Origin of the sequence: Phyllobacterium sp. 22552, from assembly GCF_052044585.1 — a bacterium.
Taxonomy (GTDB): Bacteria; Pseudomonadota; Alphaproteobacteria; order Rhizobiales; family Rhizobiaceae; genus Phyllobacterium; species Phyllobacterium ifriqiyense.
The window spans coordinates 506,030-531,722 of sequence record NZ_JBQENG010000002.1 but is presented as its reverse complement, the minus strand read 5'-3'; the positions used below and the strand labels follow the sequence as shown (position 1 = coordinate 531,722).

Sequence of the window (25,693 nt, the reverse complement as noted above, 5' to 3'; positions counted from 1 at the left end):
CGCAAAGGCTCTAGGCCCAGTAAACACCGTCGATCGCGGGATTGCCTTCGGTTTGCACAAGACCACGCGTAACCATGTCTTCCAGATGGGCCAGTACCGATAGGGCTGCAGCGCCATGCAGGCGCGGATCCGTGTCGCGGTAGATTGCCTTTACCATGGCGGCAATCGTACGGTCTCCGGCGCGAACCCTTTCCAGAATGGCACGTTCCCGCATTTTACGATGGCCGCGCAGACCACGCACGAAAGCCTTGGGTTTCGTGACCGCCCCACCATGGCCGGGCAGATAGACACGCGAATCCAGTTCCAGCATCACATCAAGCGACGCCATATAATCGGACATGGAACCGTCCGGCGGTGCGACAATGGAGGTGGACCACGCCATGATGTGGTCGGCCGAGAACAGTATTCCGGTGTCTTCCAGTGCGAAAACCGCGTGATTGGCCGTATGGCCCGGCGTATGGATTGTGCGCAAAGCCCAGCCGTCGCCATTGATGACCGTATCATTTGCCGCAATAATATCCGGGACGAATTCCGTATCCGCGCTGGCATCGAGCAGATTGACTTCACCAATATGCAGTGGGCGGGCTGCACGATGCGGACCTTCCGCCACAAGCACAGCGCCAAGCTCGTCTTTCAGAACCGAGGCGAGCGGGGAATGATCGCGGTGCGTATGGCTGACAAAAATATGGCTGACAGGGCGTCCGGCAATAGCACGCAGCAAAGTTGCCTTGTGGGCATCATCAAGCGGACCTGGGTCAATCAGCGCCAGCGTATCCTTGCCGATCAGATAGGAATTGGTGCCGTAAAAGGTGAAGGGGCTCGGATTGTTCACCGTGATTCGCTGAATCTGCGGGGCAACATCCACGGCCTCGCCATAATGCGGCGCGAATTTAATATCGAAACTCAGGGACATTGATGTGGGCTGACCTTTATGCGCCTATTGCAGTGCGGGATGAAGCTTAATATACCTCTTCAAGAAGTGGCGAAAGCCAATATGGAGGATAGACCATGATCACTGCAAAAACCCGCTCTCTCGCCGAAACATTCCAGCCGGAAGGCCAATTGGCCAAAGCCGTGTGGTTTGTCACGCTTGCTCTCGTCGGCTCGGCCCTGATGGCGCTTTCAGCCAAGACGAAAGTGGACATGGTCTTCGTCAACGTGACGATGCAGACATTTGCCGTGTTTGCGATCTCCGCCGCCTATGGCTCGCGTCTCGCCGTGGCAACCATGGCGCTCTATTTGCTTGAAGGCGCTCTCGGCATGCCCGTATTCACCGGAACACCGGAAAAGGGCATTGGTCTTGCCTATATGGTTGGACCAACTGGCGGTTATCTCTTGTCTTACCTCGCAGCTGCATGGATTGTCGGACGCGCAGCCGATAAGGGCTTTGCCCGCAACGCGATTTCCATCGGCCTGTCGATGCTCGTTGCCGAAGTCATTATTCTCACCATGGGCTTCCTATGGATGGCATATTTGTTCGGTTTCGAGAAGGCTTTCGCTTATGGCGTTGGCGTATTCATCATCGGCGATGTTCTGAAGCTGGCGCTGGCAGCACTCGGGGTTCCTGCCCTCGGATCATTGCTCAAGCGTCGTTGATCTCACTTGGTTGATTATCCGCGCAATCTGATCGGCTATGGCCGTAACACGCCCGACCCGAAATGGCCGGGCGGGGCCAAGCTGGCCGTGCAATTTGTGGTGAATTACGAGGAGGGCGGCGAAAGCTGCATCCTCGATCAGGACCCCGCATCCGAAAACCTTCTGTCTGAGATCGTTGGCGCGCAATCATGGCCGGGCCAGCGCAATCTCAATATGGAATCCATCTACGAATATGGATCGCGCGCTGGTTTCTGGCGGCTATGGCGATTGTTCACGCGCCGCAACATGCCAGTCACGGTCTATGGCGTGACGCTCGCCATGGCGCGCAATCCAGACGCCGTTGCCGCAATGAAAGAGGCTGACTGGGAAATAGCCAGCCACGGCCTGCGCTGGCTAGAATACAAGGATTTTCCGGAGGAACGCGAACGCGAGCACATTTTGGAAGCTGTGCGCCTGCATACCGAAATTACGGGCTCGCGGCCGCTGGGGATTTATCAAGGCAAGCCGTCGGACAATACGCTGAAGATCGTCATGGAAGAGGGCGGCTTTGTCTATTCCGCCGATAGCTATGCGGACGAGCTGCCCTATTGGGTGGAAGGTCCGAAAGGCCCCCATCTCATTGTTCCCTATACGCTTGACGCCAATGATATGCGTTTTGCCACGCCGCAAGGTTTCAACTCCGGTGACCAGTTCTATTCTTATCTGAAGGACACGTTTGATGTTCTTTATAAAGAGGGACAGGAAGGAGCGGCCAAGATGATGTCCGTCGGCCTGCATTGCCGTCTGGTTGGACGTCCGGGACGCGCTGCCGCATTGGAGCGCTTTCTCGATTATGTTCAGCAACACAGCGATGTCTGGGTGGCGCGCCGCATCGATATTGCAAGGCACTGGCATGAACATCATCACCCTTGATGTTCAGCCGCTGACCAAGGCAGCATTTGGGCCATTCGGCGATGTGATTGAAGTGGCGGGCGCGGAGCTGCGCCTGATCAATGGTGGTACGACTGAACGTTATCATGACCTTGCCAAGGTTGACGTGGCCGGTGATCAAGCGCGCGTCCTGATCAATATTTTTCGCGGACAGGCTTTTGCCCCTCCCATCGATATCCATATGCTGGAGCGGCATCCACTCGGCAGCCAGGCATTCTATCCATTGCAGAACAGGCCGTTTTTAGTCGTCGTGGGCGAAGATGCGGGCGGCAAACCCGCAAATCCGGTAGCATTTTTGGTGCAGGGCAACCAGGGCGTGAACTACCACCGCAATGTCTGGCACCATCCGCTGATATCGCTGGAGCAGAGCTCGGATTTCATGGTGGTGGATCGCGGCGGCGAGGGAAATAATCTCGAAGAATATTTTTGGCCGGATCGTATTTTTCGGATTGAAGCGGTTTAGCACCTGCGCACCTCATAATGCGTGGCTCGTTCTTCGAAAGGCTCAGCATAGCTCACCATGAGCGAGGTGACTGATTGCTCCTGCGCTGTGCGTGGTTCGACAAGCTCACCATGAGGGAGGTGGTTGGATTGCAAATAGTTATCTGCGACGTCCCCAAGCTAGACTCCCTGCCACTCTCAACCTCCCTCATGGTGAGCTTGTCGAACCACGCACAGCGCAGATGCAACTTTGGTATAATTGCTCGACCGGTGACCGTCTGTTTATACTTTCAGTTTCAAGCATGGGAGACTGAATGGAGGCAACGGTTTACATTCTAAGATGTTCTGATGGTTCTTATTATACCGGATTAACGAAGCAAGAAATTGAAGCCCGGGTTTGGGAACATAATGCCGGAATCTGTGATGGATATACCAAACACCACCGACCTGTAGAACTTGTTTTTACTGAAACCTATGATCGCATTCTTGATGCAATAGCACGTGAACGGCAAATCAAAGGCTGGTCACGGGTGAAGAAGCAGGCTCTCATTGCACTGAATTACGAAGGTTTGCCTGAGGTGTCCAAAAATCGCCGGAAAACTCATAGCGCCTGAGTTGTGCGTGGTTCGCCCGCAAGCTCTGGTTTGCATTTGCGGTGGTGCGTTGTTCGACAAGCTCACCATGAGGGAGAGGGTTGATTGCAAGGAGCTAAATCCTGCCGCTCCGAGTTTATCTTGCAGCCCCAACCTTCCTCATGGTGAGCTTGTCGAACCACGCAACTCTGTTATTGCAGCTAAATCATCCACCCGGTTCTGCTCACGCCCTCTTGACGCGATCACATTGGCGGATGAAGCTGATATCATGTCAAATTCCGTTCGTTTTTTTCTAAATGGTCAAATTCATGAAGCCAATGTGCGGCCCGATACAACGGTGCTTGACTGGCTGCGCACCATACCGCGCCTGACAGGCACAAAGGAGGGCTGCGCGGAGGGCGATTGCGGAGCTTGTTCGGTGCTGATCGGTCATGTTGACGGCGATCAGGTGAAATATCACGCGGCCAATAGCTGCATCCTGGCCATGGGCCAGATCGATGGGCGCGCGCTGGTTACGGTGGAAGGGCTGAAAACCGGCGAGCTACATCCGATACAGGCGGCAATGGCGGAAAACGGTTCGTCGCAATGCGGTTTTTGTACTCCCGGAATTGTCATGTCCTTAGCCGGGCTCGCGGCGTCTAATCCGCAGGCCGATGACGAGGCCATTCATGATGCGCTGGCAGGCAATCTTTGCCGGTGTACCGGCTATCGGCCAATTGTCGAGGCGGCGCGTAAGGTGGTTGCTGCCGGAGGAGCGGCGATTGCCGGGCCGCATGTGGCTGCCTTTGCCGAGATCGAACCGCAATCAATGCTATCGGATGGCAGGGCGGTTTTTCATCAACCGGTATCCCTGAACGAACTTTTGGCACTGCGAAGCGAGAAGCCCGAAGCAATTTTGCTTGGCGGCGGCACTGATCTTGGTGTTGCGCTAGCGGATTATCATACGGACTGGGATGAGGTGATAGCGCTCGCATCCGTGCGCGAACTTCGCCAGATTCGCGAGACGGATAACCATTTGAGCTTTGGCGCGGCGGTAACCTGGGAAGAGGTACTGGCACGGGTTGGTGAGCATTATCCCTCATTCGCCACGCTTATTCGCCGGTTCGGGTCAACGCAAATAAGGTCCATGGGTACCATTGGCGGCAATATTGGCACGGCCAGCCCCATTGGCGATGGACCTCCGGCCTTGATTGCGCTCGGCGCGGAGATCGAACTGGCGTCGCTCAGCGGGCACAGGTTCCTTTCGCTTGAGGATTTCTTTCTCGATTACCGCAAAACAGAATTGCGACCCAATGAGGTGATTGCTTCAATCTCCATACCTAAGCCAAGAGAGGGCCAAGCATTTCGAGTCTACAAAATATCCAAACGCTACGATCAGGATATTTCGACAGTCTGCGGAGCTTTTTCAGTTTTCCGCGAAGAAGGGCAGGTCCGCAGTGCCCGCATCGCTTTTGGCGGCATGGCGGCAACACCAATCCGGGCAATAGAGGCCGAACAGGCGCTCGTCGGAACCGCGCTTGACAGGCGCGCGGCAGAGAGCTGCGCAGCTGCAATTTCTGCTCGTTTCCAGCCCTTAAGCGACTGGCGCGGCAGCGCGGAATATCGATTGCAGGTGGCAGCAAATCTTGTAGAGCGCTTCCGGCGCGATGTGGCAGGTGAAACAGTTGAGGTCATGGCGCTATGAACATTGACCCTAAAATTGTCCAACGCAGTATTGTCGGCAAGGGTATCGCCCATGACAGCGCGGCGCGCCATGTGGCAGGTGAGGCCAATTACATTGATGATATGCCCGAACTGCCGGGAACGCTGCATGCAGCCTTTGTCCTGTCTCCAGTGGCGCATGGCAAGCTTAATGGTTTTGACGCAAGCGAAGCGTTGGTAATGTCGGGTGTTGCGGGTGTCTGGTCGGCGAAAGATGTGCCGGGCCATAATGAGGTTGGGCCGATCCACACCGGCGAAACCCTTTTTGCCGAAGATATTGTCGACCATGAAGGCCGCGTGATTGCGGTGGTTGCGGCCGGTGATTTCGAAACCGCCTATCGCGCTGCCAAAAAGGTCAAGCTGGATATTGAGCCTTTGGAAGCCGTGCTTGATATTGAGGAAGCGCATCGACGCAAAAACTATGTGGTGCCGGTACAGGAGGTCATTGACGGTGATGTCGATGCAGCGCTGGCAAGTGCGCCGCATGTCTTTTCCGGCAAACTTAAAATGGGCGGTCAGGACCATTTCTATCTGGAAACCCATATTGCCTATGCCATTCCGGGCGAAAATGGCGAAATGCTGGTGCATTCCTCAACGCAGCATCCGACCGAAGTGCAACATCATGTGGCTGGTATCCTTGGTATTCACGCTAATGCCGTGGAATGCCAGGTGCGGCGCATGGGTGGCGGCTTTGGCGGCAAGGAAAGCCAGCCGACAATTATCGCTGGCGCTGCGGCGCTGATCTCTGCCAAGACCGGTAAGCCATGCAAGATGCGGCTCAAACGCCGTGATGATATGGCCGGAACCGGCAAGCGCCATGATTTCGTTGTCAACTGGAAGGTGGGCGTGGATGGGCGCGGGCGCATCCTTGGACTTGATGCGGAATATCTTGCGCGGGCGGGCAATCTGCCGGACCTGACGGGGCCTGTCATTACGCGGGCGCTGACCCATACGGACAATTCCTACCACATTCCCAATGCGCGCTTTGTGGGACATGCCTGCAAAACCAATACGGTTTCCAATACGGCGTTTCGTGGTTTTGGCGGACCGCAAGGGATCATCACCATTGAGGCGGTGATAGACACGATTGCGCGCGAATTAAAGCTTGATCCGAATGCGGTGCGGGCGATCAATTATTATGGCGATGGGACAGGCGATACCACGCCTTACGGCCAGAAGGTTGAGGATAATCGGCTTGTCGAGGTGACGGAGGCAGTGCTTGCCTCGGCGGACTGGCAGCAGCGGCGGGCCGAAATCGATGCGCATAATGCCGCCAATCCAATTATCCGGCGCGGGCTGGCAATGATGCCGGTGAAGTTCGGTATTTCATTCAATTTGACCTCGCTCAATCAGGCGGGCGCGCTGGTGCATGTTTATCTGGATGGTTCGATTTTCCTGAACCATGGTGGCACGGAAATGGGGCAGGGCCTGTTCGTCAAAGTGGCGCAAGTCGTGGCGGAAGTGTTTCAGGTTGATCTCGACATGGTGCGCATTTCCTCAACTGCCACGGGCAAGGTGCCAAACACCAGTGCAACCGCCGCGTCTACCGGTTCTGATCTCAATGGCATGGCAGCCTTCAAGGCGGCGACCGCGATCAAGGCCCGTCTGACCACTGTTGCTGCCGAACATTTCGACGTTGAGGAAGAGGTGATCATCTACCGCGAAGGCCGGGTTCACGCGGATAATAGATCCGTTTCCTTCGGCGAGCTGGCAAAAATGGCCTGGGCGAAACGGGTGCAGCTTTCGGAAGCGGGGCACTATGCGACGCCTAAAATCCACTGGGATGGCAAGACCATGAAGGGCAGGCCATTCTTTTATTTCAGCTATGGCGCGGCAGTGGCGGAGGTGGCCATTGACACGCTGACCGGCGAGACGCGCTGCCTGCGCGCCGATATTTTGCAGGATGTCGGCTCACCGCTCAATCCGGCAATTGATCTTGGCCAGATTGAAGGCGCCTTCGTGCAGGGCATGGGCTGGGTAACTTGCGAAGAGCTTTGGTGGGACAAGACGGGGCGATTGAGGACTGTTGGCCCATCAACCTACAAAATACCCGGCTCACGCGATGTGCCGCCCATTTTCAATGTCCGCATTCTTGATAATATGCCCAACCGCGAGGAAACAGTGTTCCGCTCAAAAGCCATTGGTGAGCCGCCTTTAATGCTTGGAATTTCCATCTGGCTGGCAGTCCGCGATGCCATCGCTTCCATAGCCGGATCTGTGCCGCAACTGGATAGTCCGGCAACGCCCGAAGCCGTATTGAGGGCGGTCAACCAAAGCTCCCCCTCCGGCTCTCGATAAGCAAAACCCGGCTTGATAGGCGTTTCCTATAACGACTTTATATCTGAACGAGGTGTGGACAATTCAGTCAAGGCAGATTTGAGCATTCGTTTTTAACCTTGATCGCAATAGCATCATGCCTCAGCTTGTTGAACCATGCATGGTTGGATCGGCAACAGCAGATGAATTGGATCACAATGACGCTTGATGAACTGAACGAAGCAAGCACTCAGAAATTCATTGAGGCGCTGGGCAGCATCTTCGAACATTCGCCTTGGGTGCCGGAAGGGGTCGCAGATATGCGCCCCTTTGCAAATGTCGACCAATTGCATGGCGCCATGCTGGCTGTTGTCGCGAAGGCAGGGCAAATGGCGCAGCTCGGATTGATCCGCGCTCATCCGGACCTTGCCGGAAAAGCCGCGCGCCAGGGCAGGCTGACGACAAGTTCAACATCCGAACAAAAGGGTGCAGGTCTTGACCGGTTGACCGATGAAGAATTCGATGAGTTTCACGCCCTGAACAATGCCTATCAGAGCAGATTCGGGTTTCCCTTCATTCTTGCAGTGCGCGGCCACGACAAGCATTCCATCATGGCAGCCTTCCGCCAGCGGCTTGAGAACAATTCGGGCGAGGAGGTTCTGGAAGCGTTGCGGCAGATCGGGCAGATCGCGCGTTTTCGTCTTGATGATCTGATTTCATGAGAAGGGGCTCTTGATGGGCAAGCTATCGACACATGTTCTGAACACGGCTGACGGACGACCCGCTGAGGGCGTGCGCCTGACGCTGCATCGTATAAACGCTGCCGGCGGGCGACACCTGCTTGCCACCGCAATGACCAATGCCGATGGCAGGACTGACGCGCCTTTACTATCGACGACGGACATGGTGGCCGGGCAGTATGAGCTGACATTTCATGTGGGCGACTATTTCAAGGGAAAAGACGTAGCTTTGCCCGAACCTGCATTTCTTGACGACATTCCAATACGTTTCGCAATTTCCGATGTGCAGGGCAATTATCATGTGCCGCTGCTGGTGACGCCGTGGTCGTATTCGACTTATCGGGGGAGTTAGGGGTTGAAAGCTATGGTGCCGTGGTTCGACAAGCTCACCATGAGGAAGGTGGATTGATTGCAGAGTGTCTGTTCTGAGATGTTTTGGGCGTTGTGCGTGGTTCTCCCTCCTGAGCTTGTCGAAGGGCGAACCACGCACAGCGCTGTTGCTGCTCACCACCAGTGCCTATCCATAAACCCCGGTCACGGTGAAACTGCGTTTCTCGTCTCCTTTGAAATAAACCAGATTGCTTGATGAAACGGGGGAGGACTCATTGCAGGCGATGGTGATATCCCCCGTCGAACCTGCATTGAGCAGGACGCCATCCTGCGGGAACACTGCGCTCAATGCCTTCTGCATGAGCGGAGAGATATCAATGGCAATATCGTTCCGGAGCGGATCGGTAATCTGAATCACGTCATTCTTGAGCCATTGCTTGATGTGTTCCGGATTGGAAACCTGCAACTGATCGGCGGTCGTATCCCATTTCACCCAAGCTGATTGCGCGGGGGAGCGGGTGATATTCCAGACGCGAATCATGGATATACCGCGCATACTTGTTGCAAAAATCGCCGCTGCGCCACCCTTGTTCAGGTTTAAAAGATTGGCTGACAACGAAGCGATTGTTGCGCTGGACGGGACCATTGGCGCTTCAAAAATGGTGGGCGTACCAGCCCAGGCGGGAACAAGCGTCATTCCGGATTGCTTTTTGCCGGTTGTTGCATGGACAATGCCCGCAGGAAAACAGGCAAGACCCGTGGTGCTATCGGCCACCATCACATCGAACCATTTGGAGCCATCGGCGCTGGCCTTGATGCGGAAGTCACGGCCCCACATGGTTCCCATTTCAGCGCGGCCCTGATAGTTCGACTGGAACAGCAGGGAGGCTGTCTGATTGTCATCCGCCTTGTTGATCTTCAATTGATGTCCGGCCCCGGCATGATCGAACAGCGCGGCAGGGCTTTTAACTGACAGCCTGTTTGTATCATCCGCTGTTGCCTCAATCCCGAGACGGGATACCGGGTTGGTGCTGATTTCGTTCTTGATCCATTTTTTCTGGTGAAAAACGACGAAGCTTTTCTCATCTTCAATCCAGACATTCCAACCTTCCAAGGCGGAGAAAAAAGCCCAGGCGCCATCCTGCCAAGCTGCAATTTGTCCCTCGCGGCGTTTCCAGAGACCTTTTGCAGGCGTGTTGATAATGTAACGATCGCCCTCCTGGTTCTCCTCGGGCGGTAAAGAAGTGCTCCTGTTGATCGCCGATAGCTGTACGAGCGCGTCGAGTGCTCTTATTGCTTCATTATGAGTCACATGCTTCTGCGCTTGCGAGGGAGCGATATAAGGAAGCTTGAGGTTGGTCGTCTGTTCCATTCGGTAATCCTTTTTCCATGCACCAAAATGCAGGACTCTAAAGCCGAATGAGAGCTGTTGGATAAGTTGCAGGCACTTAACACAAAGATTGCAATTATAATGACCTATGCTACTGCTCTGGCAATTGCGAATACCGAGGAATAAAGATTTGGAAACATTCCGGCAAAGCATCTCCATGATGCCGCGTCGTTACAAGCAGTCCCTGCTTGTCATCTTCGACATGGTTGCACTGACATTTGCGGTTTGGCTTAGCTATTTGCTGAGGTTCAGTGTAGTTTTTATGCCAAACGGCGAACAGATCATGCTCATGATCTCTGCTCCTCTCATCGCATTGCCCATATTCATCCGCTTCGGCCTGTACCGCGCTGTCATCCGCTATTTGCCTGACAAGGCGATCTGGACGATGATTCAAGCGGTGACCATTTCGGTCATTATCTGGGTCTGTCTGGCATTCCTCACGCAGATGACGGGTGCCGCAGGTGTCCCGCGTGCCATACCCTTCCTTTATTGGGTTCTGGGTGTTGCAATCATTTGTGGCAGCCGTTTTGCCGCCAAATGGCTTCTATGGAGCCCCTTAGGCGAAAAATTTCTGGAACGCCAATGCGTTATCTTTGGTGCTGGTGATGCAGGGCGGCAATTGGCCAATGCCTTGCGCTCGCAAAAGGACGTATTTGTCGCCGGTTTCATCGACGATGATAAAAGCTTGCAGGGCATGGATATCCTCGGAATACGTGTTTATCCACCGGCGAAAATTGAATATCTCGTTGAGAATTTCGGCATCAAGGAGATGATCGTCACGACCTCCGCGCTTACCGGAATCGAGCGGCGCAGACTTGTCGGCCGTCTCAAGGCGCTCGATGTGAAAGTGCGCATTCTTCCGGCAATTTCCGATCTTACCGCCGGAAAATATATTGTCAGCAATCTGCGCGATATTGATATTGACGATCTGCTTGGCCGCTCGCCGGTTCCCGCTGATCCTGAACTGCTCGACAAGACCGTGGAAGGCCGTGTCGTGCTTGTCACGGGTGCCGGCGGTTCCATCGGTTCTGAGCTTTGCCGCACGATTGTGAAGCTTGCACCCGCGAAACTTGTCATATTCGATGTTAATGAACACAGTATCTACCAATTGCAGCGCGAGCTGAATGCAATCAGCGATTGCGTCGTTATACCGGTGCTCGGATCAATCAGCGATGCGATCCTGATCCGCAGGGTTCTGGCTGAGCATAGGGTAGAAAATGTATATCACTGCGCTGCCTACAAGCATGTGCCGCTTGTAGAAGAAAACACTGTCGAAGGTGCACGCAACAACGTCATCGGCACGGAGGTTCTGGCCAGAAATTCGTGCGAAGCAGGTGTTCGTAACTTCGTGCTTATTTCTTCTGACAAAGCGGTGCGGCCCTCCAATGTGATGGGGGCTACAAAGCGCTGGGCGGAATTGATTGTTCGCTATTACGGTAATCAGGCGCAGGCGGAAAATACCGGCCAGGTGTTCGCATCCGTCCGCTTTGGCAATGTCATCGGATCGAGCGGATCGGTTGTACCATTGTTCCGCGAGCAGATTTCAGGCGGCGGGCCTATCACGCTGACTCATGATGATATGACCCGTTATTTCATGTCGGTGCGCGAAGCTGCGGAACTCATCATCCAGGCCGGTGCTCTCTCGAGCGGCGGCGATATCTTGATGCTTGAAATGGGCGAAGCCGTACGCATCCGCGATCTGGCCGAAAACATGGTTCTTCTTGCAGGCTTGTCGGTAAAAGACGCTAATAATCCAGATGGGGATATCGAGATTGTCACCGTCGGTATTCGCGATGGCGAGAAGCTGCACGAGGAACTGTTCTACGATCCACAAGGTGTTTCGGCGACGCGTCACCCGAAAATTTTGCGGGCACAGCGCCGCGTTAACGGGCTGGATCATCTGCCCGGCTCAATTGATGAGTTGCGCAGCCTGATAGAAAAGCAAGATGCGGAGGGCATCAGGAAGTTGCTGTATACGATCGCAGCTTCCTGAAGATCGCCTCGATTACGGCTTGCTTGACCTTAGCCGTCTGAGCAGCAGGGTCACGGCAGCAAGCGCTATGATGATGGCAAGCACTTGGCGCCAGCCTGACTGCGTGGTGAATAGTGCACAGGCTGCCAAGATGAAGTTGAGCGCCACCACGCTCAAAATGATCAGCCAGACAGACCACCCCGAACGTTTGGCAATTTGATAGGCGTGCTTTGAGTGGGCATTGAGAATATTTTCGCCCGCGGCCAATCGCATAAACAGGGTTGATGTTGCATCGGCGATGAAGAAAAGCGGCAATATCAGCCCGGCCCAAATCGTCATTTCGCGAGCGACCATGAAGAAAGCGATACCGCTGAGCAGGCCGATTGGAAGACTGCCCGAATCGCCCAGAAATATCGTTGCTTTAGGGCGATTGAAAAAGAAAAATCCAGCCAATCCGCCCGCAATGGACATGGCGAGACTGCCAGTTCCGAAGTTCACCAGACCAAATAAAGAGAAACCGGCAATCAGGGCTAGCGGGACGCCGAGTCCTGCAACAACCATCAGGTCTATGCCATCCATAAAATTGGTAATGTTGATGAAATAGACCAGAGCCGCGACCAGCAAGGCCCGCTCCACCAGAAATGGCAATAAATCCGGCAGCAGGCGGAAATTATCGCCCAATCCATAAACAGCAATCACGGACGCAATCAATTGTGCCGCCAGACGTATGGATTCAGGCAGATGATGACTGTCGTCCAGGAAGCCGACGATCCATAAAACTGTGGCTCCAAGGCTGGCCGATATAAGGAAATGCAACTGAAGGCCTGCCTCAGCCCCAAAAACCCAAAGCGAAACCAGTATGGCAGGAACAAGGGCAAGACCGCCGAGCTGGCGCGCCGGTTGGGTGTGATTCGATCGATCAGTAATTGTTGCGCCCAGAAAATTTGACGGCAGCATCCGCATGGCAGCCCAGAGCAGAATTGCGCTCGCTATGGCGACGGATAAAAATGGAATTATGATAATGGTCAATGCTGATCCCCGGTCATATGTGCAATACAGCACCCTTGTCATGAAAATAATGCCGAAACAATTGTGGGATGAGACAAACTGGCCGATCATTCACGTTGCACAAGCTGAAACCAACGGTTATAAGCCGCGCTGTCGCATGAGGATTTCGCATCCGATGCAGACATGTTGGGGCGTCGCCAAGTGGTAAGGCAACGGTTTTTGATACCGTCATTCGGAGGTTCGAACCCTCCCGCCCCAGCCAAACCATAATTGGGAATTTCAGCAGCGCCTTTTGATTGATCTCCAGTTCGAGTCAGATTTTATCGCACGCATATTTTATGTATTTGAGGTCGCCAGCTATCTGAATACCAGCGAATCAACCATCCAAAAGTGGGAAAGCGGTGCGAAGCGGCCCAGCGGCATGGCCCTGAAACTGCTGGCGGTGGTGCAAAAGCATGGCCTGCAAGTTTTAAGCTGAGGGGGAGCAAATTGGCTAGTGAACTCCAGAACCATGCTTATAGAAGGTGCTGCACGCGCTCAACCGCCCAATGATAGAAACTGCCTTCGAGCGGTGGTTCGTTTGATGGGCCCTTCTTGTGGATATGGAAGCCAATGAAATCGGGATGCTTCAACGGTTCCAGGCCAAAGGCCGGATCGTAAATGCGTAGCGCATCCCGTCCCGTCCAATAATAGAAGTTTTCTTTTGGGGCGCCATCTTTGAAAAACCCATAGCGCTTAGCCAGCCGGGAAATGCCGTCATTGGCGAAAACAGTAATGCCCACCATTGCTGGCGAAACCTTTTGGCCGGTTAGCCGAAACCATGCCGGGCGCAGGACACGGCGGCGAAAACCCAGCCAAGGCGGCACGATCCGCGTGCTTTCCAGATAGGCGTCGAATTCCCTGATAACCGGATTGTCCGGCGGCAGATACATGGCCGAAACACCAAGGCGGGTGAAGTTTTCGCGGGCCAGATAAGGACGATCGGGCGAGGGGTGGAATTGTTTGGTCAGATAGATATCGGTGTCGAGCCACAGGCCTTGCTGTTTTTTCATCAAGGTGACGCGAAACAGATCGCTGAACTGGCCTATGACACGCGTATATTTGGGGATATCGGGAAAGTCGGGATCAAGCCGGAAAAAATAGTCCTTGCTCAATATCTCGGAAGCATCGTGCAACTCGATGGATTTTGGCAGGTTCTCGATCTCTTCGAAAGCATAGAGTTTGACCCGTTGACCGGTCATGGCCATCGAAGCGAGGCAGACACGATCGACTTCGCGCAATCGCGGCCCATACCAGAATGTGCAAATATCCATGCGAACGGCCCCTTTATCATCTGCTCATCTAGGGCGGGGCGCTGCATTCGTCAATTACGCGCTCTGCAATTGTGGATCGATTCCCAAAGGATTTATTTTCTAGGGATGGGTTGTTTTAAAACATGCTGACGGCGCGCATTCGGAAGAGTGGAAATATGTTCTGATAATCAACGGATCACGGCAACAAATTGGCGCGGATTTGGGTTGGCCTGAGAAACTATCCTTTCCCTAAGGCAGGGCGCTACACTATGTTTGCGGTCGCTGACCAAACGTGTTGAACTGCGTTTGGGATCAGGCGATATTTGTTACAGGTATGATGCCTGGCGACATGAGTGGGTAATGACTTTCATGACCAAGAATTTGACGCATTTGCAGCGTCTTGAAGCCGAAGCGATCCATATTTTTCGTGAGGTTGCCGCTACATTTGCCAATCCGGTGATGATGTACTCCATCGGCAAAGATTCATCCGTTATGCTGCATCTGGCGATGAAGGCCTTTTATCCCGCCAAGCCGCCCTTTCCGTTTCTCCATGTGGATAGTACGTGGAAATTCAAGGAGATGATCGCGTTTCGTGATTCAGAGGCTGATCGTCTCGGATTTGATCTGCGCGTTCACAGCAATCAGGAAGGCATTGAGCAGGGCATCAGTCCTTTCGTGCATGGATCAAACACGCATACCCATATCATGAAGACCGTCGCCCTGCGTCAGGCTCTCGATAAATACGGATTTGACGCAGCCTTTGGCGGTGCACGGCGCGACGAGGAAAAGGCCCGCGCCAAGGAGCGCATTTTCTCATTTCGCAATGCACAGCACTCCTGGGACCCGAAGAACCAGCGTCCTGAAATGTGGAAGATTTACAATACGCGCGTCGCCAAAGGCGAGTCGATCCGTGTGTTTCCTATCTCCAACTGGACCGAACTGGATGTCTGGCAATATATCATGCAGGAGAATATCCCGATTGTTCCGCTGTATTTTGCCGCCAAGCGCCCCGTTGTCGAGCGTGACGGAATGCTGATCATGCGCGATGATGAGCGCATGCAGCTCTTGCCGGGCGAGGTATTGCAGGAGAAAATGGTGCGCTTTCGTACGCTTGGCTGTTACCCGCTGACGGGCGCAGTTGAATCCGAAGCGGCAACGCTTCCCGAAATTGTCAGCGAAATGCTGATCTCGCGGACGTCAGAGCGCCAAGGGCGCATGATTGACCGGGACGAGGCCGGTTCGATGGAAAAGAAAAAGCGTGAGGGCTATTTCTGATGAGTAAGCTGGCCCATATCGAAACTTCGGTTGCACAATCCGCAGCTGAGGAAATCAGCGCTTACATGGCAGAGCAGGAAAAGAAGTCGCTGTTGCGGTTCCTGACCTGCGGCTCTGTCGATGACGGCAAGTCAACGCTCATCGGCCGGCTTTTATACGACACCAAGCTGATCTTCGAGGACCAGCTTGCAGCGCTGCAAAATGACAGCCGCAAACATGGCACCAATGGCGAAGATATCGACTTTGCTCTCCTTGTCGATGGGCTTGAGGCCGAGCGCGAGCAGGGCATCACAATCGACGTTGCCTATCGCTTCTTCTCGACGCCAAAGCGTAAGTTCATCGTTGCAGATACGCCCGGCCATGAACAATATACGCGCAATATGGCAACAGGCGCCTCCACGGCAGACCTGGCTATTGTGCTTGTCGATGCGCGGCAAGAGATTTTGCGTCAAACAAGGCGGCATAGTTTCATCGCGTCCCTGCTTGGTATCCGCAACATCGTGCTTGCGGTCAACAAGATCGATCTGGTTGATTATTCGCAGGACGTATTCGAGACGATTGTCAAACAATATCAGGAGTTTGCAAGCGAACTCGGATTCAAAACCATACAGGCAATTCCGCTATCCGCTCGCTTTGGCGATAATGTAATCGGCCCATCGGAAAATTTGGGCTGGTATGAAGGCCCGTCGCTTCTGCAACATCTGGAAAATGTGGCTCTGGATGATGCCGATGCAACACGTCCGTTCCGTTTTCCTGTTCAGTTCGTCAATCGCCCCAACCTCGATTTTCGCGGATTTTCAGGCACCATAGCTTCCGGCACAGTCTCGCCGGGTGATGAGATTGTGGTGGCCAAATCCGGCAAAGTTTCGCGCGTCAAACGAATTGCGACGTGGGACGGCGACCTTGACCAAGCGGGAGAAGGGCAGGCCGTCACCATTGTGCTGGAGGACGAGGTCGAGGTTTCCCGTGGCAATATGCTGGTCTCGCCGGATAATCGCCCCGAAGTGGCCGATCAGTTTGCCGCGCATCTCGTCTGGTTTTCCGAAGCGCCATTGATCCCCGGACGCTCTTACATTTTGCGTACCGAGACCGATCAGGTAACGGCAACCATCACTGATCTGAAATATCGAGTCGATATCAATAGTTTCGCGCAGGAAGCGGCCAAATCGCTTGATCTGAACGAGGTTGGTGTCGTCAATATTTCGACGCAGGAGGCGATTGCTTTCGATGGATATAAATCCAACCGCTCGACCGGTTCCTTTATTCTGATAGACCGGCTGACCAATGCGACGGTCGGTGCGGGTATGATCGACTTTGCCCTGCGCCGCGCCTCTAATGTCCATTGGCAGGCACTTGATGTCGACAAGGCATCGCGCGCAAACCAGAAGGATCAAAAACCTGCGGTCGTCTGGTTTACCGGCCTGTCGGGCTCTGGAAAATCGACAGTCGCCAACCTTGTCGAAAAGCGTCTGGCTGCACTTGGCAAGCACACCTATATTCTTGACGGTGACAATGTCCGCCACGGTCTTAACCGTGACCTCGGATTTACCGAAGAAGATCGCGTGGAGAATATCCGCCGCGTTGGTGAAGTTGCCAAGCTGATGGTTGATGCGGGTTTGATCGTGCTGGTCTCGTTCATCTCGCCATTCGTCGCCGAGCGGCGCATGGTCCGCGAATTGCTTGGCGATGGCGAGTTCATGGAAGTTTACGTTGATACGCCGTTTGAGGAATGCGCGCGGCGAGATCCAAAGGGTCTTTATGCGAAGGCCCTGCGCGGTGAAATCAAGAATTTCACCGGTGTGGATTCGCCTTATGAAGTGCCGGAGAATCCGGAGCTTCATCTGAAAACCGTGGGACGGACAACCGAAGAGCTTGCCTCGGAAGTGGAAAAGCTGCTCACTGATCGCGGAATCATCTTCAATTTCGATCATAGTTCGTGGTCGATCTAGGCAGGGCTGAACGTGACAGTAAATCCAGTACCTACAACGATCGACTACGCATCGTTGCTATCCATATTCGAGAAAACCGCGATTGCAGCCGGCCTCGAAATCCTGCGCATCTACGAAGAAGGTTGCGACGTCGCGCTTAAGGACGATAAGTCGCCAGTCACTGCTGCGGATCATGCGGCTGAAGCAATTATCCTGGAAGCATTGCGCCGGGCAACGCCGCATATACCCATTGTTGCGGAAGAGGAAATTTCCGGCGGACATGTGCCGGGGGATCTCGGCGACCGGTTTTATCTCGTCGATCCGCTGGACGGAACGCGCGAGTTTGTTAATCGCAATGGCGACTTCACAGTCAATATTGCTCTTATCGAATATGGTATTCCGGTCTTGGGCGTTGTCTATGCTCCGGTTCGTGGCTGGCTGTTTACAGGTGGCCCGGATGGCGCGAGGGAAATAACGCTGGATCATGAGGGCAGTATTGTTTCGGCACGGCAAATTTCCTGCCGCAAGGCACCGCAGCAGATGATCGCCGTCGCCAGCCGCTCTCATCGTACGCCGGAAACCGATGCGCATCTGGAAGATTTTGATATTGAAGAATGTGTTTCTGTTGGATCGTCGATCAAATTCGGCCTGTTGGCACGGGGCGAGGCGGATATTTATCCACGCCTGAGCCGGACGATGGAATGGGATACGGCTGCCGGGGATGCAGTGCTTCGCGCCGCTGGTGGAACGACGCTGACGCTGGATGGCAAGTTGCTGAGCTATGGTCGCCGCAATCAGGCGGATGATGCTGATTTTGCCAATCCCGGATTCGTCGCTCGGGGCAGACTATAGCCAGTTTTCAGCTTTAAGACCTGGAACCCGGCTGAAATCCTTTAGGTTGTTTGTCACGAGAATAGTGCCTCTCGCACAGGCATATGCCTTAACAAATGCCATTTGGCTTTGGTCTGCAGTAAATTATCATCTCATCCTTTGCGCAGCAGCAAGGTGACGACGAAGAACGCACCGATGGAGCTGGTGACGACGCCAATCGGCAATTCCTGCGGCGCGAGCAGCAGTCTTGCGACGAGGTCGCTTGAAAGGAGCAGTATGCTTCCGAAAAGCGCGCAAGTTACAATCAGTCCGGCATGGAGCTGGCCGGAAAAGCGCCGCGCAATATGGGGAATCATCAACCCGACAAAGCCGATAACGCCCGATACTGAAACAAAGATCGCGGTTGAAAAGGCACAAACAATAAACACGATATTCCGGGTTCGATTGACCCTGACGCCGAGGCTTTCCGCGGTGTTTTCGCCCGCCAAAAACGCATCAAGATTGCGGTGGTTATAAAGCGCGAAGATCAGGATTGAGGCGAGGCCAATCAATGCCAGCGGCAGATTATCCCAACGCGCAATTCCCAGTCCTCCAAGCGTCCAGAACAATACCGAATGGGCGGCACGTTGATCGCCGGAAAACACCATATAATTGGCAAGCGCCGTGAAGATGAAGGATACGGCAAGGCCAGCAAGGATCATGCGCTCGGGACCCTGACCTTGTACGCGGCGCACCAGCAGCAGAACGATAATAGCTGCGAGCATGCCACCGCTGAACGCAGCAATGGGCAGGGTCCATACGCCGAAGCGATCGCCGAAAAGACTTATAACCGATACCGCGCCAGCAGCAGCCCCCGAGGAAAGACCAAACAGGAAGGGGTCAGCGAGATCGTTGCGGGTAACGGTCTGCAACATTGCGCCAATGATGCCAAGGCCAGCACCGACGCACAGGCCGAGGATGGCGCGGGGCAAACGCAGGTCGACAATAATTCTTTCTATGGGCACAGTCGTGGCCAAATCACTGAGCCCTGCAAAATGCGCCAAGGCATTCAACACGTCGCCAAGCGCGATAAATGTTGAGCCATAGGCAATGGAAAGGAGCCCAAGCACGATGACCAGCACCGTGCTTACCGCTAAAGTCAGTTTTGTTCCCGCCGGAAAATGCACTCAGAATGCTTCCGGATGCATTGCCTTGGCAATCTTTTCGATGGCTTCGATATTCGCAGGACCCGGCGTAAGTTCCGCATAACGAAGGGGGACAAAGCGCTCATTCTTTACTGCATCGGTTTCCTTCATGGCCGGATGGCTCTTCAGGAAATCGAGAAGCTTCTTATATCCAACATCATCCTGATAATCGAGCAGTACGAGAAACTGCGGATTGCGCGATGCAACAGTTTCCCAAGAGGTGGTGGCCCAGCTGGATTCCAGGTCATCCATGATGTTGACGCCGCCAGCTTCGCTGATCATCGCTGAAGGGATGGCGAACTTTCCAGCGGTGAATGGTTTGTCTTCACCGGAATCATAAAGGAACACGCGGGTACCGCTGTTGGTGCCGACCTTCTTTTTGATCTGTGCCAATTGGGTCTTCCAGCCGGAAATCAGTTTTTCAGCTTCTGCTTCCTTGTCGAAAATTTTGCCCAGCTTTTCGATGTCGCCATAGAGAAGCTCCATGGAAGCGGCAGGGCGGTTTTTATCGAGATGGACGCAGCTCTCGGTCAGTTCGAGGGTTTTGATTCCATAGGGCGCAAGTGTATCGGGGGTAACTTCGCCGCCGATGCGCATGCCGTAATTCCATCCAGCAAAGAAGAAATCAGGCTGCACGGCGATAATATTCTCGAGTGTCGGATTTTTTGGTGCAAGTTCCGGAATGGAACCCTGCTGCTTGATGAAGGCATCATCGAGCTTGTACCAGCCGGTGATTCCGGTCACGCCAACCATTGAAGATTGCAGGCCAAGCGCGAAAGCCATTTCGCTCATGTTAATATCATTGACGACAACGCGCTTGGGAGCGGCGTCGAAGGTCAAAGGTTTGCCGCAACTATCGACGGTTACAGGGAAAGCAAAGGCAGGCGCAGACAGAAGAGTAAATGCGAGGGCAAAAAGGGATTTTTTCATCAAATGCTCCGTGAATGAGAATGGGCGTCATGGATCGGTTCGGGTGCTTCAAACACCATAAGGTCGCGCTGGCGAGATGGGTGCCTGAGGCGCAGCACATCAAGGTCAAATACATCGCTGACGATGCGCGGGGTCAGCGTTTCGTCGGGCGTGCCTGACGCTACAAGCTGAGCGCTGTGCATGACTGCTACATGGGTTGCAAAGGGCGCAACAAGCGGCAAATCATGCAGAACGGCAATGGTCGTGACATTAAGTCCGGCAACGAGCAGGAGCAGTTCGCTGCGCGCCTTTGGATCGAGGTGATTGGTCGGTTCATCAAGAAACAGGATGGCCGGTTGCTGGGCGAGGGCGCGCGCCAATTGCATGCGCTGCCGTTCGCCGCCTGACAATGAACCCAATGCACGACGGCGGAAATGGCTGATCCGCGCGCGCTCCATGGAATCTTCGACGATTTCCCGGTCGACCGTGCGTGTGAAGACGCCCAGATGGGGAATGCGGCCAAGAGATACATAATCCTCGACAAGAAGCTGTTGATCGGGGGCATCGGCCTGGCCGACAAAGGCAAATTGCCGGGCCCGCTCAAGCGGCGACATTGTACCGATAATTTTGCCGTTGAAGCTTATTCCGCCGGACGTCGGTGGCAGCAGCCCGGCCAGCATGCGCAGCAAGGTGGATTTTCCAGCGCCATTCGGCCCGATAATAGCGAGCCTTGCGCCACATCTTATGCCGACCGACGCAGCATCAACCAAAGTATGGGTTCCGGTTTTATAGCTCACGGCTGTTGCATCAAGCTGTATATGGCTCACGGGCGCGCTCCCATGCCGTGGAAATATTCTGAGGACTTCGACATGGGTAGGAGATAGCGTAATGTTATAACAATCGTCAATGCCGATTGTTTGAGAGGGTAGATAATATGATGCTGGGTCGAAGTGACGATGCGCGAAACGTTCATACCTGCCAACTTTCAAGGGGAGGACAGAGAACGCAGACGATGAACCGGAAGCTATTCAAAGCATTCGGGTGCCGCTAATGCGGACAGAGGTCATCGCATCGCTCCCGGCACACCCCGTCCGGTTCGAATTTCAATTATGATGGCAGGTCTCCTGGCTCACGGGTCTTGGCAAAGCCTTACCTTCCCGATCTTGCGATCAGTGGCATCATCAGGCGTCGCTCACCGCTTACAGTTGCGGGGGCAGCCACGGTTTCGGTCCCTTTTGGGTACGCCTCACCGTGTTCCCTTTTCATCTCCAGCATTGTCTAGCCGGAGAAACCATCACGATGATTAGTAGTTGAACCGAAGTGAAAATGAAATGGGGTAAAAGAGATAGCACTTGGAAAAAATAGAAGAATGCTATGTTTCCCTCAGGAGTGAGAGGGAGGCTTTCGCCCACCTCCCGTTTTCTGGTTTAATGAATGGAGATCCGGATAGTGAGTGTCCAGCTCGTCCGGGTCTTTTTCAATTCCAGGGTGATAATCAGCAGCTACCCTTTGTTGGCATTGAGTTTCTGCGTGGTTCGACGGGGCTCACCATGAGGAATGTGGTTTGATTGCACATTGGTCGATAACCTTGCAGGAAGTAACTTCCTGCAAATAATAACCTCCCTCATGGTGAGCCCCGTCGAACCACGCAGCAAGCCTAATGCAAATTATATTACCCCCTCTCTTGGATTTGGTTGTGTCGTCCATTTTGCCAGCCCGTTTAAGGTGCAGATTCAGTACGTGCTAAAATAAATGGCAGAATAAGTTTTTTAAGCGTGAACAAGCCGATGGAGTAGGCTAGGCTTCGCATGTAGCCTTTGGCGACATCGATGTTTTATTGAATTTTGGGGCGACATGGCAATTCACGCAGCAGTCTATCATCTGACTCACTATAAATATGATCGCCCCATCATGCTCGGGCCGCAGATCATCCGCCTTCAACCAGCTCCGCACTCGAGAACCAAAGTGCTGAGTCACTCGTTGAAGGTCAGTCCGTCCAACCATTTCGTCAATTTGCAGCAGGACCCTTACGGTAATTTTCTGGCCCGTTTTGTCTTTCCTGAGCCCGTCACGGAGCTCAAGATCGAAGTCGATCTCATTGCCGATATGACCGTCTATAATCCGTTTGATTTCTTCGTCGAACCTGCCGGAGAAATCTGGCCCTTCGCTTACCCTGAAGATATACGCGACGATCTTTCCATATATATGAAGCCGGAGCCGATTGGGCCGCTTCTGTCGGATTTTCTGGCAACGATTGATCGCTCAAGCACCAATACAGTCAATTTCGTCGTGGACCTTAATGCACGCATCCAGCGCGAGATTGGTTATGTTATCCGCATGGAAACCGGTGTCCAAGAGCCGGAAACCACGTTGAATGTCCGTACAGGTTCGTGCCGTGATACCAGCTGGCTTCTCGTCCAGACCTTGCGTCATCTCGGCCTGGCGGCGCGTTTTGTTTCCGGCTACCTCATCCAGTTAAAGCCCGATCTGGTGGCGCTCGATGGGCCTGCCGGGACAACGACGGATTTTACTGATCTACATGCCTGGTGCGAGGTCTACTTGCCGGGTGCCGGTTGGATTGGCCTTGATCCGACATCGGGGTTGCTGACTGGCGAAAGTCATGTCCCGCTGGCCGCAACACCTCATTATCGCAACGCTGCACCGATTTCAGGCATGGCTGAACCGGCCAATGTCGAATTCGGTTTTGACATGCGGGTAACGCGCGTCTCGGAGCATCCACGCATTACCAAGCCATTTTCCGATGAATCGTGGGACGCGCTCGATGCGCTTGGCAACAAAGTCGATGCGCTGCTCAAGGAACGGGATGTTCGCCTGACCATGGGCGGCGAGCCGACATTCGTTTCAATTGACGATTTTGAATCCGGCGAATGGAACACCGATGCCGTTGGCCCAACCAAGCGGGAAAAAGCTGACAAGCTGATCCGGCGCTTGCGTGATCGTTTCGCGCCGGGCGGATTTCTGCATTACGGGCAGGGAAAATGGTATCCGGGGGAGAGCCTGCCGCGCTGGACGTTCTCACTCTATTGGCGAAAAGACGGCCAGCCCATCTGGGTCAATCCTGATCTTATCGCCGCGGAAAACAGCAAGGCGGATGTCAAACCGGAAGATGCGGGCAAACTGCTGGTGGAGATGGCTGGCGAATTGGGCGTTGAAGACGATATGGTTGCCGCCGCCTATGAGGACCCCGCAGAGTGGATCGTCAAGGAAGGCAATTTGCCGGAGAATGTTGACCCCTCAAACTCCATGCTGAAAGATCCGGAAGAGCGCAGCCGCATGGCGCGTGTTTTCGAACGGGGACTGACAGAGCCAACAGGATTTGTATTGCCGGTACAGCGCTGGAACAGCCAGGCTGCGCAAGGTCCGCGCTGGCGCAGTGAAAAATGGACTACGCGGCGCGGCAAGCTCTTTCTGGTTCCGGGCGACTCTCCTGTCGGTTACCGCCTGCCGCTGGGCGCTCTGCCACATGTGCCGCCTTCCGAGTTTCCCTTCATCGTGCCGGTTGACCCTTCCGTAGAGCGGGGTCCTTTGCCGGATTCGCCGGCATTAACCGGCATTGATGTGAGAGACGAGCCGCAAGCGGTTGCTTCGTTCACCGCCGCCGAAGGCAATGCCCAAGAGCGTGTGGAGCAGGAACTGGGAGAGATTGGCGGCGCGGTGCGTACAGCCATTTCGGTTGAACCGCGCGATGGCCGGTTGAGCGTGTTCATGCCGCCGGTTGAGGCGCTTGAGGACTATCTTGAACTTGTCGGGGCGGCGGAAGCTGCTGCCGCCAAACTCGGCTTGCCGGTTCATATCGAAGGTTACGGACCACCGCAGGACCCGCGCATCAGCGTGATACGCGTTGCTCCCGACCCTGGCGTGATTGAAGTAAATATCCATCCGGCTTCGAATTGGCGCGAATGCGTGGCAACAACCGAGACGATTTATGAGGAAGCCCGCCAGACAAGGCTCGGCGCTGATAAATTCATGATTGACGGGCGTCATACGGGCACTGGCGGCGGCAATCATGTGGTGGTTGGCGGCGAAACACCCAATGACAGCCCGTTTTTGCGCCGTCCGGACCTTCTGAAAAGTCTGGTTTTGCATTGGCAGAGACATCCATCCTTGTCCTATCTGTTTTCAGGCATGTTCGTCGGCCCGACAAGCCAGGCGCCGCGCTTCGATGAGGCGCGGCACGACAGTCTTTACGAACTGGAAATCGCCATGGCGCAGGTGCCTCTGCCAGGTCGTGGTACGCCACCTTTGCCTTGGCTGGTGGACAGGCTGTTCCGCAATCTCCTGGTGGACGTTACCGGCAATACGCATCGTTCGGAAATTTGCATCGACAAGCTTTTCTCGCCAGATGGTCCAACCGGGCGGCTTGGCCTCGTCGAATTTCGCGGTTTCGAAATGCCGCCCAATGCCCGCATGAGTCTCGCACAACAATTGCTGGTTCGGGCATTGATTGCCCGCTTCTGGAACAACCCGATCGAAGGCAGCTTCGTGCGTTGGGGTACGACATTGCATGACCGCTTCATGCTGCCGGCTTTCGTCTGGGCGGACTTTCTCGATGTGCTGGCCGACCTGCGTCAGAACGGATTTGATTTCCGGCCGGAATGGTTTGAGGCGCAATTGGAGTTCCGCTTTCCCTTCTGCGGTGAAATCGTCAATGAAGGCGTCAGACTGGAATTGCGGCAAGCGCTTGAGCCTTGGCATGTGATGGGCGAACAGGGCGCTATCGGTGGCACGGTGCGTTTTGTTGACAGCTCTGTCGAGCGTTTGCAGGTGAGGGTCGAAGGCTATAATGCCGCGCGTTACAGCGTTGCCTGCAATGGCCGCGAAGTGCCGCTGAAAATGACTGAGACCAATGGTGTTGCTGTTGCAGGCGTTCGCTACAAGGCTTGGCAGCCGCGCTCCGGCCTGCATCCGATGATCCCGGTCAATACCCCGCTGGTATTCGACATTTATGATCAATGGTCGGGACGGGCTATCGCAGGCTGCACCTATCATGTCGCCCATCCGGGCGGACGCAGCTACGACACATTCCCGGTTAACTCCAATGAAGCGGAGGCGCGCAGGCTCGCGCGGTTCGAGCCCCGCGGCCACACGGCTGGAGCCTATGAGCTGCGAAAAGAACAGGCATCGCCGGAATTCCCGATGACGCTGGATTTAAGAAGGCCGCGTGGTTGAGTTGTGCGTGGTTCGACAAGCTCACCATGAGTAAGGTGGTTTGGCTTCATAGGTAGCTGTGAGATCGTAGAACTACTCAATGCAATCCTCAACCTTCCTCATGGTGAGCTTGTCGAACCACGCACAA

The 25,693-nt window shown here is 54.4% G+C and carries 19 protein-coding genes, 1 tRNA gene, 2 pseudogenes and 1 riboswitch; of the genes and pseudogenes, 15 read left to right on the top strand and 7 right to left on the bottom strand.

All coding sequences use genetic code 11. The features are described from left to right. Positions 1-10: 10 nt before the first annotated feature. The gene (locus ACTJI9_RS06770; protein WP_115052050.1) at positions 11-913 is read right to left on the bottom strand and encodes an MBL fold metallo-hydrolase; all 903 of its coding nucleotides are present in this window, start codon (positions 911-913) and stop codon (positions 11-13) included. A 95-nt stretch (positions 914-1,008) separates the two neighbouring features. Between ACTJI9_RS06770 and ACTJI9_RS06765 the strand changes: the two genes are divergently transcribed. The 8 genes and pseudogenes from ACTJI9_RS06765 (at position 1,009) to uraH (ending at position 8,609) form a co-directional block, all read left to right on the top strand. Then, on the top strand, positions 1,009-1,596 hold the full coding sequence (locus ACTJI9_RS06765; RefSeq protein ID WP_115052049.1) for a biotin transporter BioY: 588 nt from the start codon (positions 1,009-1,011) through the stop codon (positions 1,594-1,596). Positions 1,597-1,602: 6 nt separating this feature from the next. Further along, a pseudogene (gene puuE / locus ACTJI9_RS06760) lies at positions 1,603-2,505 on the top strand (allantoinase PuuE); the annotation flags it as partial. Continuing rightward, positions 2,489-2,989 (top strand): ureidoglycolate lyase, encoded by a 501-nt coding sequence (locus ACTJI9_RS06755; RefSeq protein WP_354346792.1) that lies wholly within the window; start codon positions 2,489-2,491, stop codon positions 2,987-2,989. The pseudogene puuE and the gene ACTJI9_RS06755, both read left to right, overlap by 17 nt. 292 nt (positions 2,990-3,281) lie before the next feature. After that, a complete protein-coding gene (locus tag ACTJI9_RS06750) occupies positions 3,282-3,581 on the top strand; it encodes a GIY-YIG nuclease family protein (RefSeq protein WP_440806797.1) in 300 nt (99 codons plus the stop codon). 247 nt (positions 3,582-3,828) lie between these two features. Further along, complete coding sequence (xdhA, locus tag ACTJI9_RS06745; protein ID WP_440806794.1) at positions 3,829-5,244, top strand: xanthine dehydrogenase small subunit; 1,416 nt, start codon at positions 3,829-3,831, stop codon at positions 5,242-5,244. After that, the gene (xdhB, locus tag ACTJI9_RS06740; protein WP_440806792.1) at positions 5,241-7,559 is read left to right on the top strand and encodes a xanthine dehydrogenase molybdopterin binding subunit; all 2,319 of its coding nucleotides are present in this window, start codon (positions 5,241-5,243) and stop codon (positions 7,557-7,559) included. Before xdhA ends, xdhB begins: the two co-directional genes overlap by 4 nt. Before the next feature lie 161 nt (positions 7,560-7,720). Then, positions 7,721-8,239, top strand: coding sequence for a 2-oxo-4-hydroxy-4-carboxy-5-ureidoimidazoline decarboxylase (uraD, locus tag ACTJI9_RS06735; protein WP_162802431.1), 519 nt, complete (start codon positions 7,721-7,723; stop codon positions 8,237-8,239). A 13-nt stretch (positions 8,240-8,252) separates the two neighbouring features. Continuing rightward, the gene (gene uraH / locus ACTJI9_RS06730) at positions 8,253-8,609 is read left to right on the top strand and encodes a hydroxyisourate hydrolase (RefSeq protein ID WP_440806789.1); all 357 of its coding nucleotides are present in this window, start codon (positions 8,253-8,255) and stop codon (positions 8,607-8,609) included. Between the two features lie 165 nt (positions 8,610-8,774). Here uraH and ACTJI9_RS06725 read toward each other — a convergent pair whose 3' ends face one another. Next, entirely contained in the window at positions 8,775-9,959 is a 1,185-nt protein-coding gene (locus ACTJI9_RS06725; protein WP_440806787.1) for a DUF2793 domain-containing protein, read from the bottom strand. 175 nt (positions 9,960-10,134) lie between these two features. Here ACTJI9_RS06725 and ACTJI9_RS06720 point away from each other — a divergent pair, with 175 nt between their 5' ends. Further along, the gene (locus ACTJI9_RS06720) at positions 10,135-11,970 is read left to right on the top strand and encodes a polysaccharide biosynthesis protein (RefSeq protein WP_336441009.1); all 1,836 of its coding nucleotides are present in this window, start codon (positions 10,135-10,137) and stop codon (positions 11,968-11,970) included. A 12-nt stretch (positions 11,971-11,982) separates the two neighbouring features. Here the strand turns inward: ACTJI9_RS06720 and ACTJI9_RS06715 are convergent, their stop codons facing one another. Beyond that, complete coding sequence (locus tag ACTJI9_RS06715) at positions 11,983-12,978, bottom strand: glycoside hydrolase (protein ID WP_440806784.1); 996 nt, start codon at positions 12,976-12,978, stop codon at positions 11,983-11,985. 166 nt (positions 12,979-13,144) lie between these two features. On the opposite strand from ACTJI9_RS06715, the gene ACTJI9_RS06710 reads away from it, so the two are divergent. Both ACTJI9_RS06710 and ACTJI9_RS06705 read left to right on the top strand, forming a co-directional pair. Further along, a tRNA-Gln gene (locus tag ACTJI9_RS06710) sits at positions 13,145-13,219 on the top strand. Positions 13,220-13,309: 90 nt separating this feature from the next. Next, positions 13,310-13,435, top strand: a pseudogene (locus ACTJI9_RS06705) (helix-turn-helix domain-containing protein); the annotation flags it as partial. Between the two features lie 37 nt (positions 13,436-13,472). On the opposite strand, the gene ACTJI9_RS06700 reads toward ACTJI9_RS06705, so the two are convergent. Then, on the bottom strand, positions 13,473-14,270 hold the full coding sequence (locus tag ACTJI9_RS06700) for a hypothetical protein (protein ID WP_336440796.1): 798 nt from the start codon (positions 14,268-14,270) through the stop codon (positions 13,473-13,475). 348 nt (positions 14,271-14,618) lie between these two features. Between ACTJI9_RS06700 and cysD the strand changes: the two genes are divergently transcribed. Genes cysD through cysQ form a run of 3 tightly spaced genes read left to right on the top strand, consistent with a single transcriptional unit; the run spans position 14,619 to position 18,304 of the window. Next, positions 14,619-15,524: a sulfate adenylyltransferase subunit CysD gene (gene cysD, locus ACTJI9_RS06695; RefSeq protein WP_115052206.1), complete on the top strand. Its 906-nt coding sequence runs from the start codon at positions 14,619-14,621 to the stop codon at positions 15,522-15,524. Beyond that, entirely contained in the window at positions 15,524-17,473 is a 1,950-nt protein-coding gene (gene cysN, locus ACTJI9_RS06690; RefSeq protein ID WP_440806781.1) for a sulfate adenylyltransferase subunit CysN, read from the top strand. The genes cysD and cysN overlap by 1 nt, the downstream gene beginning before the upstream one ends. 12 nt (positions 17,474-17,485) lie before the next feature. Continuing rightward, entirely contained in the window at positions 17,486-18,304 is an 819-nt protein-coding gene (gene cysQ / locus ACTJI9_RS06685) for a 3'(2'),5'-bisphosphate nucleotidase CysQ (protein ID WP_115052028.1), read from the top strand. Positions 18,305-18,435: 131 nt separating this feature from the next. Here the strand turns inward: cysQ and ACTJI9_RS06680 are convergent, their stop codons facing one another. The 3 genes from ACTJI9_RS06680 to ACTJI9_RS06670 are packed head-to-tail and all read right to left on the bottom strand — an operon-like array spanning position 18,436 to position 21,203. After that, the gene (locus ACTJI9_RS06680; protein ID WP_440806778.1) at positions 18,436-19,449 is read right to left on the bottom strand and encodes a FecCD family ABC transporter permease; all 1,014 of its coding nucleotides are present in this window, start codon (positions 19,447-19,449) and stop codon (positions 18,436-18,438) included. Then, positions 19,450-20,397: an ABC transporter substrate-binding protein gene (locus ACTJI9_RS06675; protein ID WP_440806776.1), complete on the bottom strand. Its 948-nt coding sequence runs from the start codon at positions 20,395-20,397 to the stop codon at positions 19,450-19,452. After that, positions 20,397-21,203 carry an ABC transporter ATP-binding protein gene (locus ACTJI9_RS06670; protein ID WP_440806773.1) on the bottom strand — a complete coding sequence of 269 codons (807 nt, stop codon included), beginning with the start codon at positions 21,201-21,203 and terminating at the stop codon, positions 20,397-20,399. Before ACTJI9_RS06670 ends, ACTJI9_RS06675 begins: the two co-directional genes overlap by 1 nt. Positions 21,204-21,473: 270 nt before the next feature. Then, a riboswitch (cobalamin riboswitch) is annotated at positions 21,474-21,687 on the bottom strand. Between the two features lie 543 nt (positions 21,688-22,230). On the opposite strand from ACTJI9_RS06670, the gene ACTJI9_RS06665 reads away from it, so the two are divergent. After that, positions 22,231-25,566 (top strand): DUF2126 domain-containing protein, encoded by a 3,336-nt coding sequence (locus ACTJI9_RS06665; RefSeq protein ID WP_440806771.1) that lies wholly within the window; start codon positions 22,231-22,233, stop codon positions 25,564-25,566. Positions 25,567-25,693 lie beyond the last annotated feature (127 nt).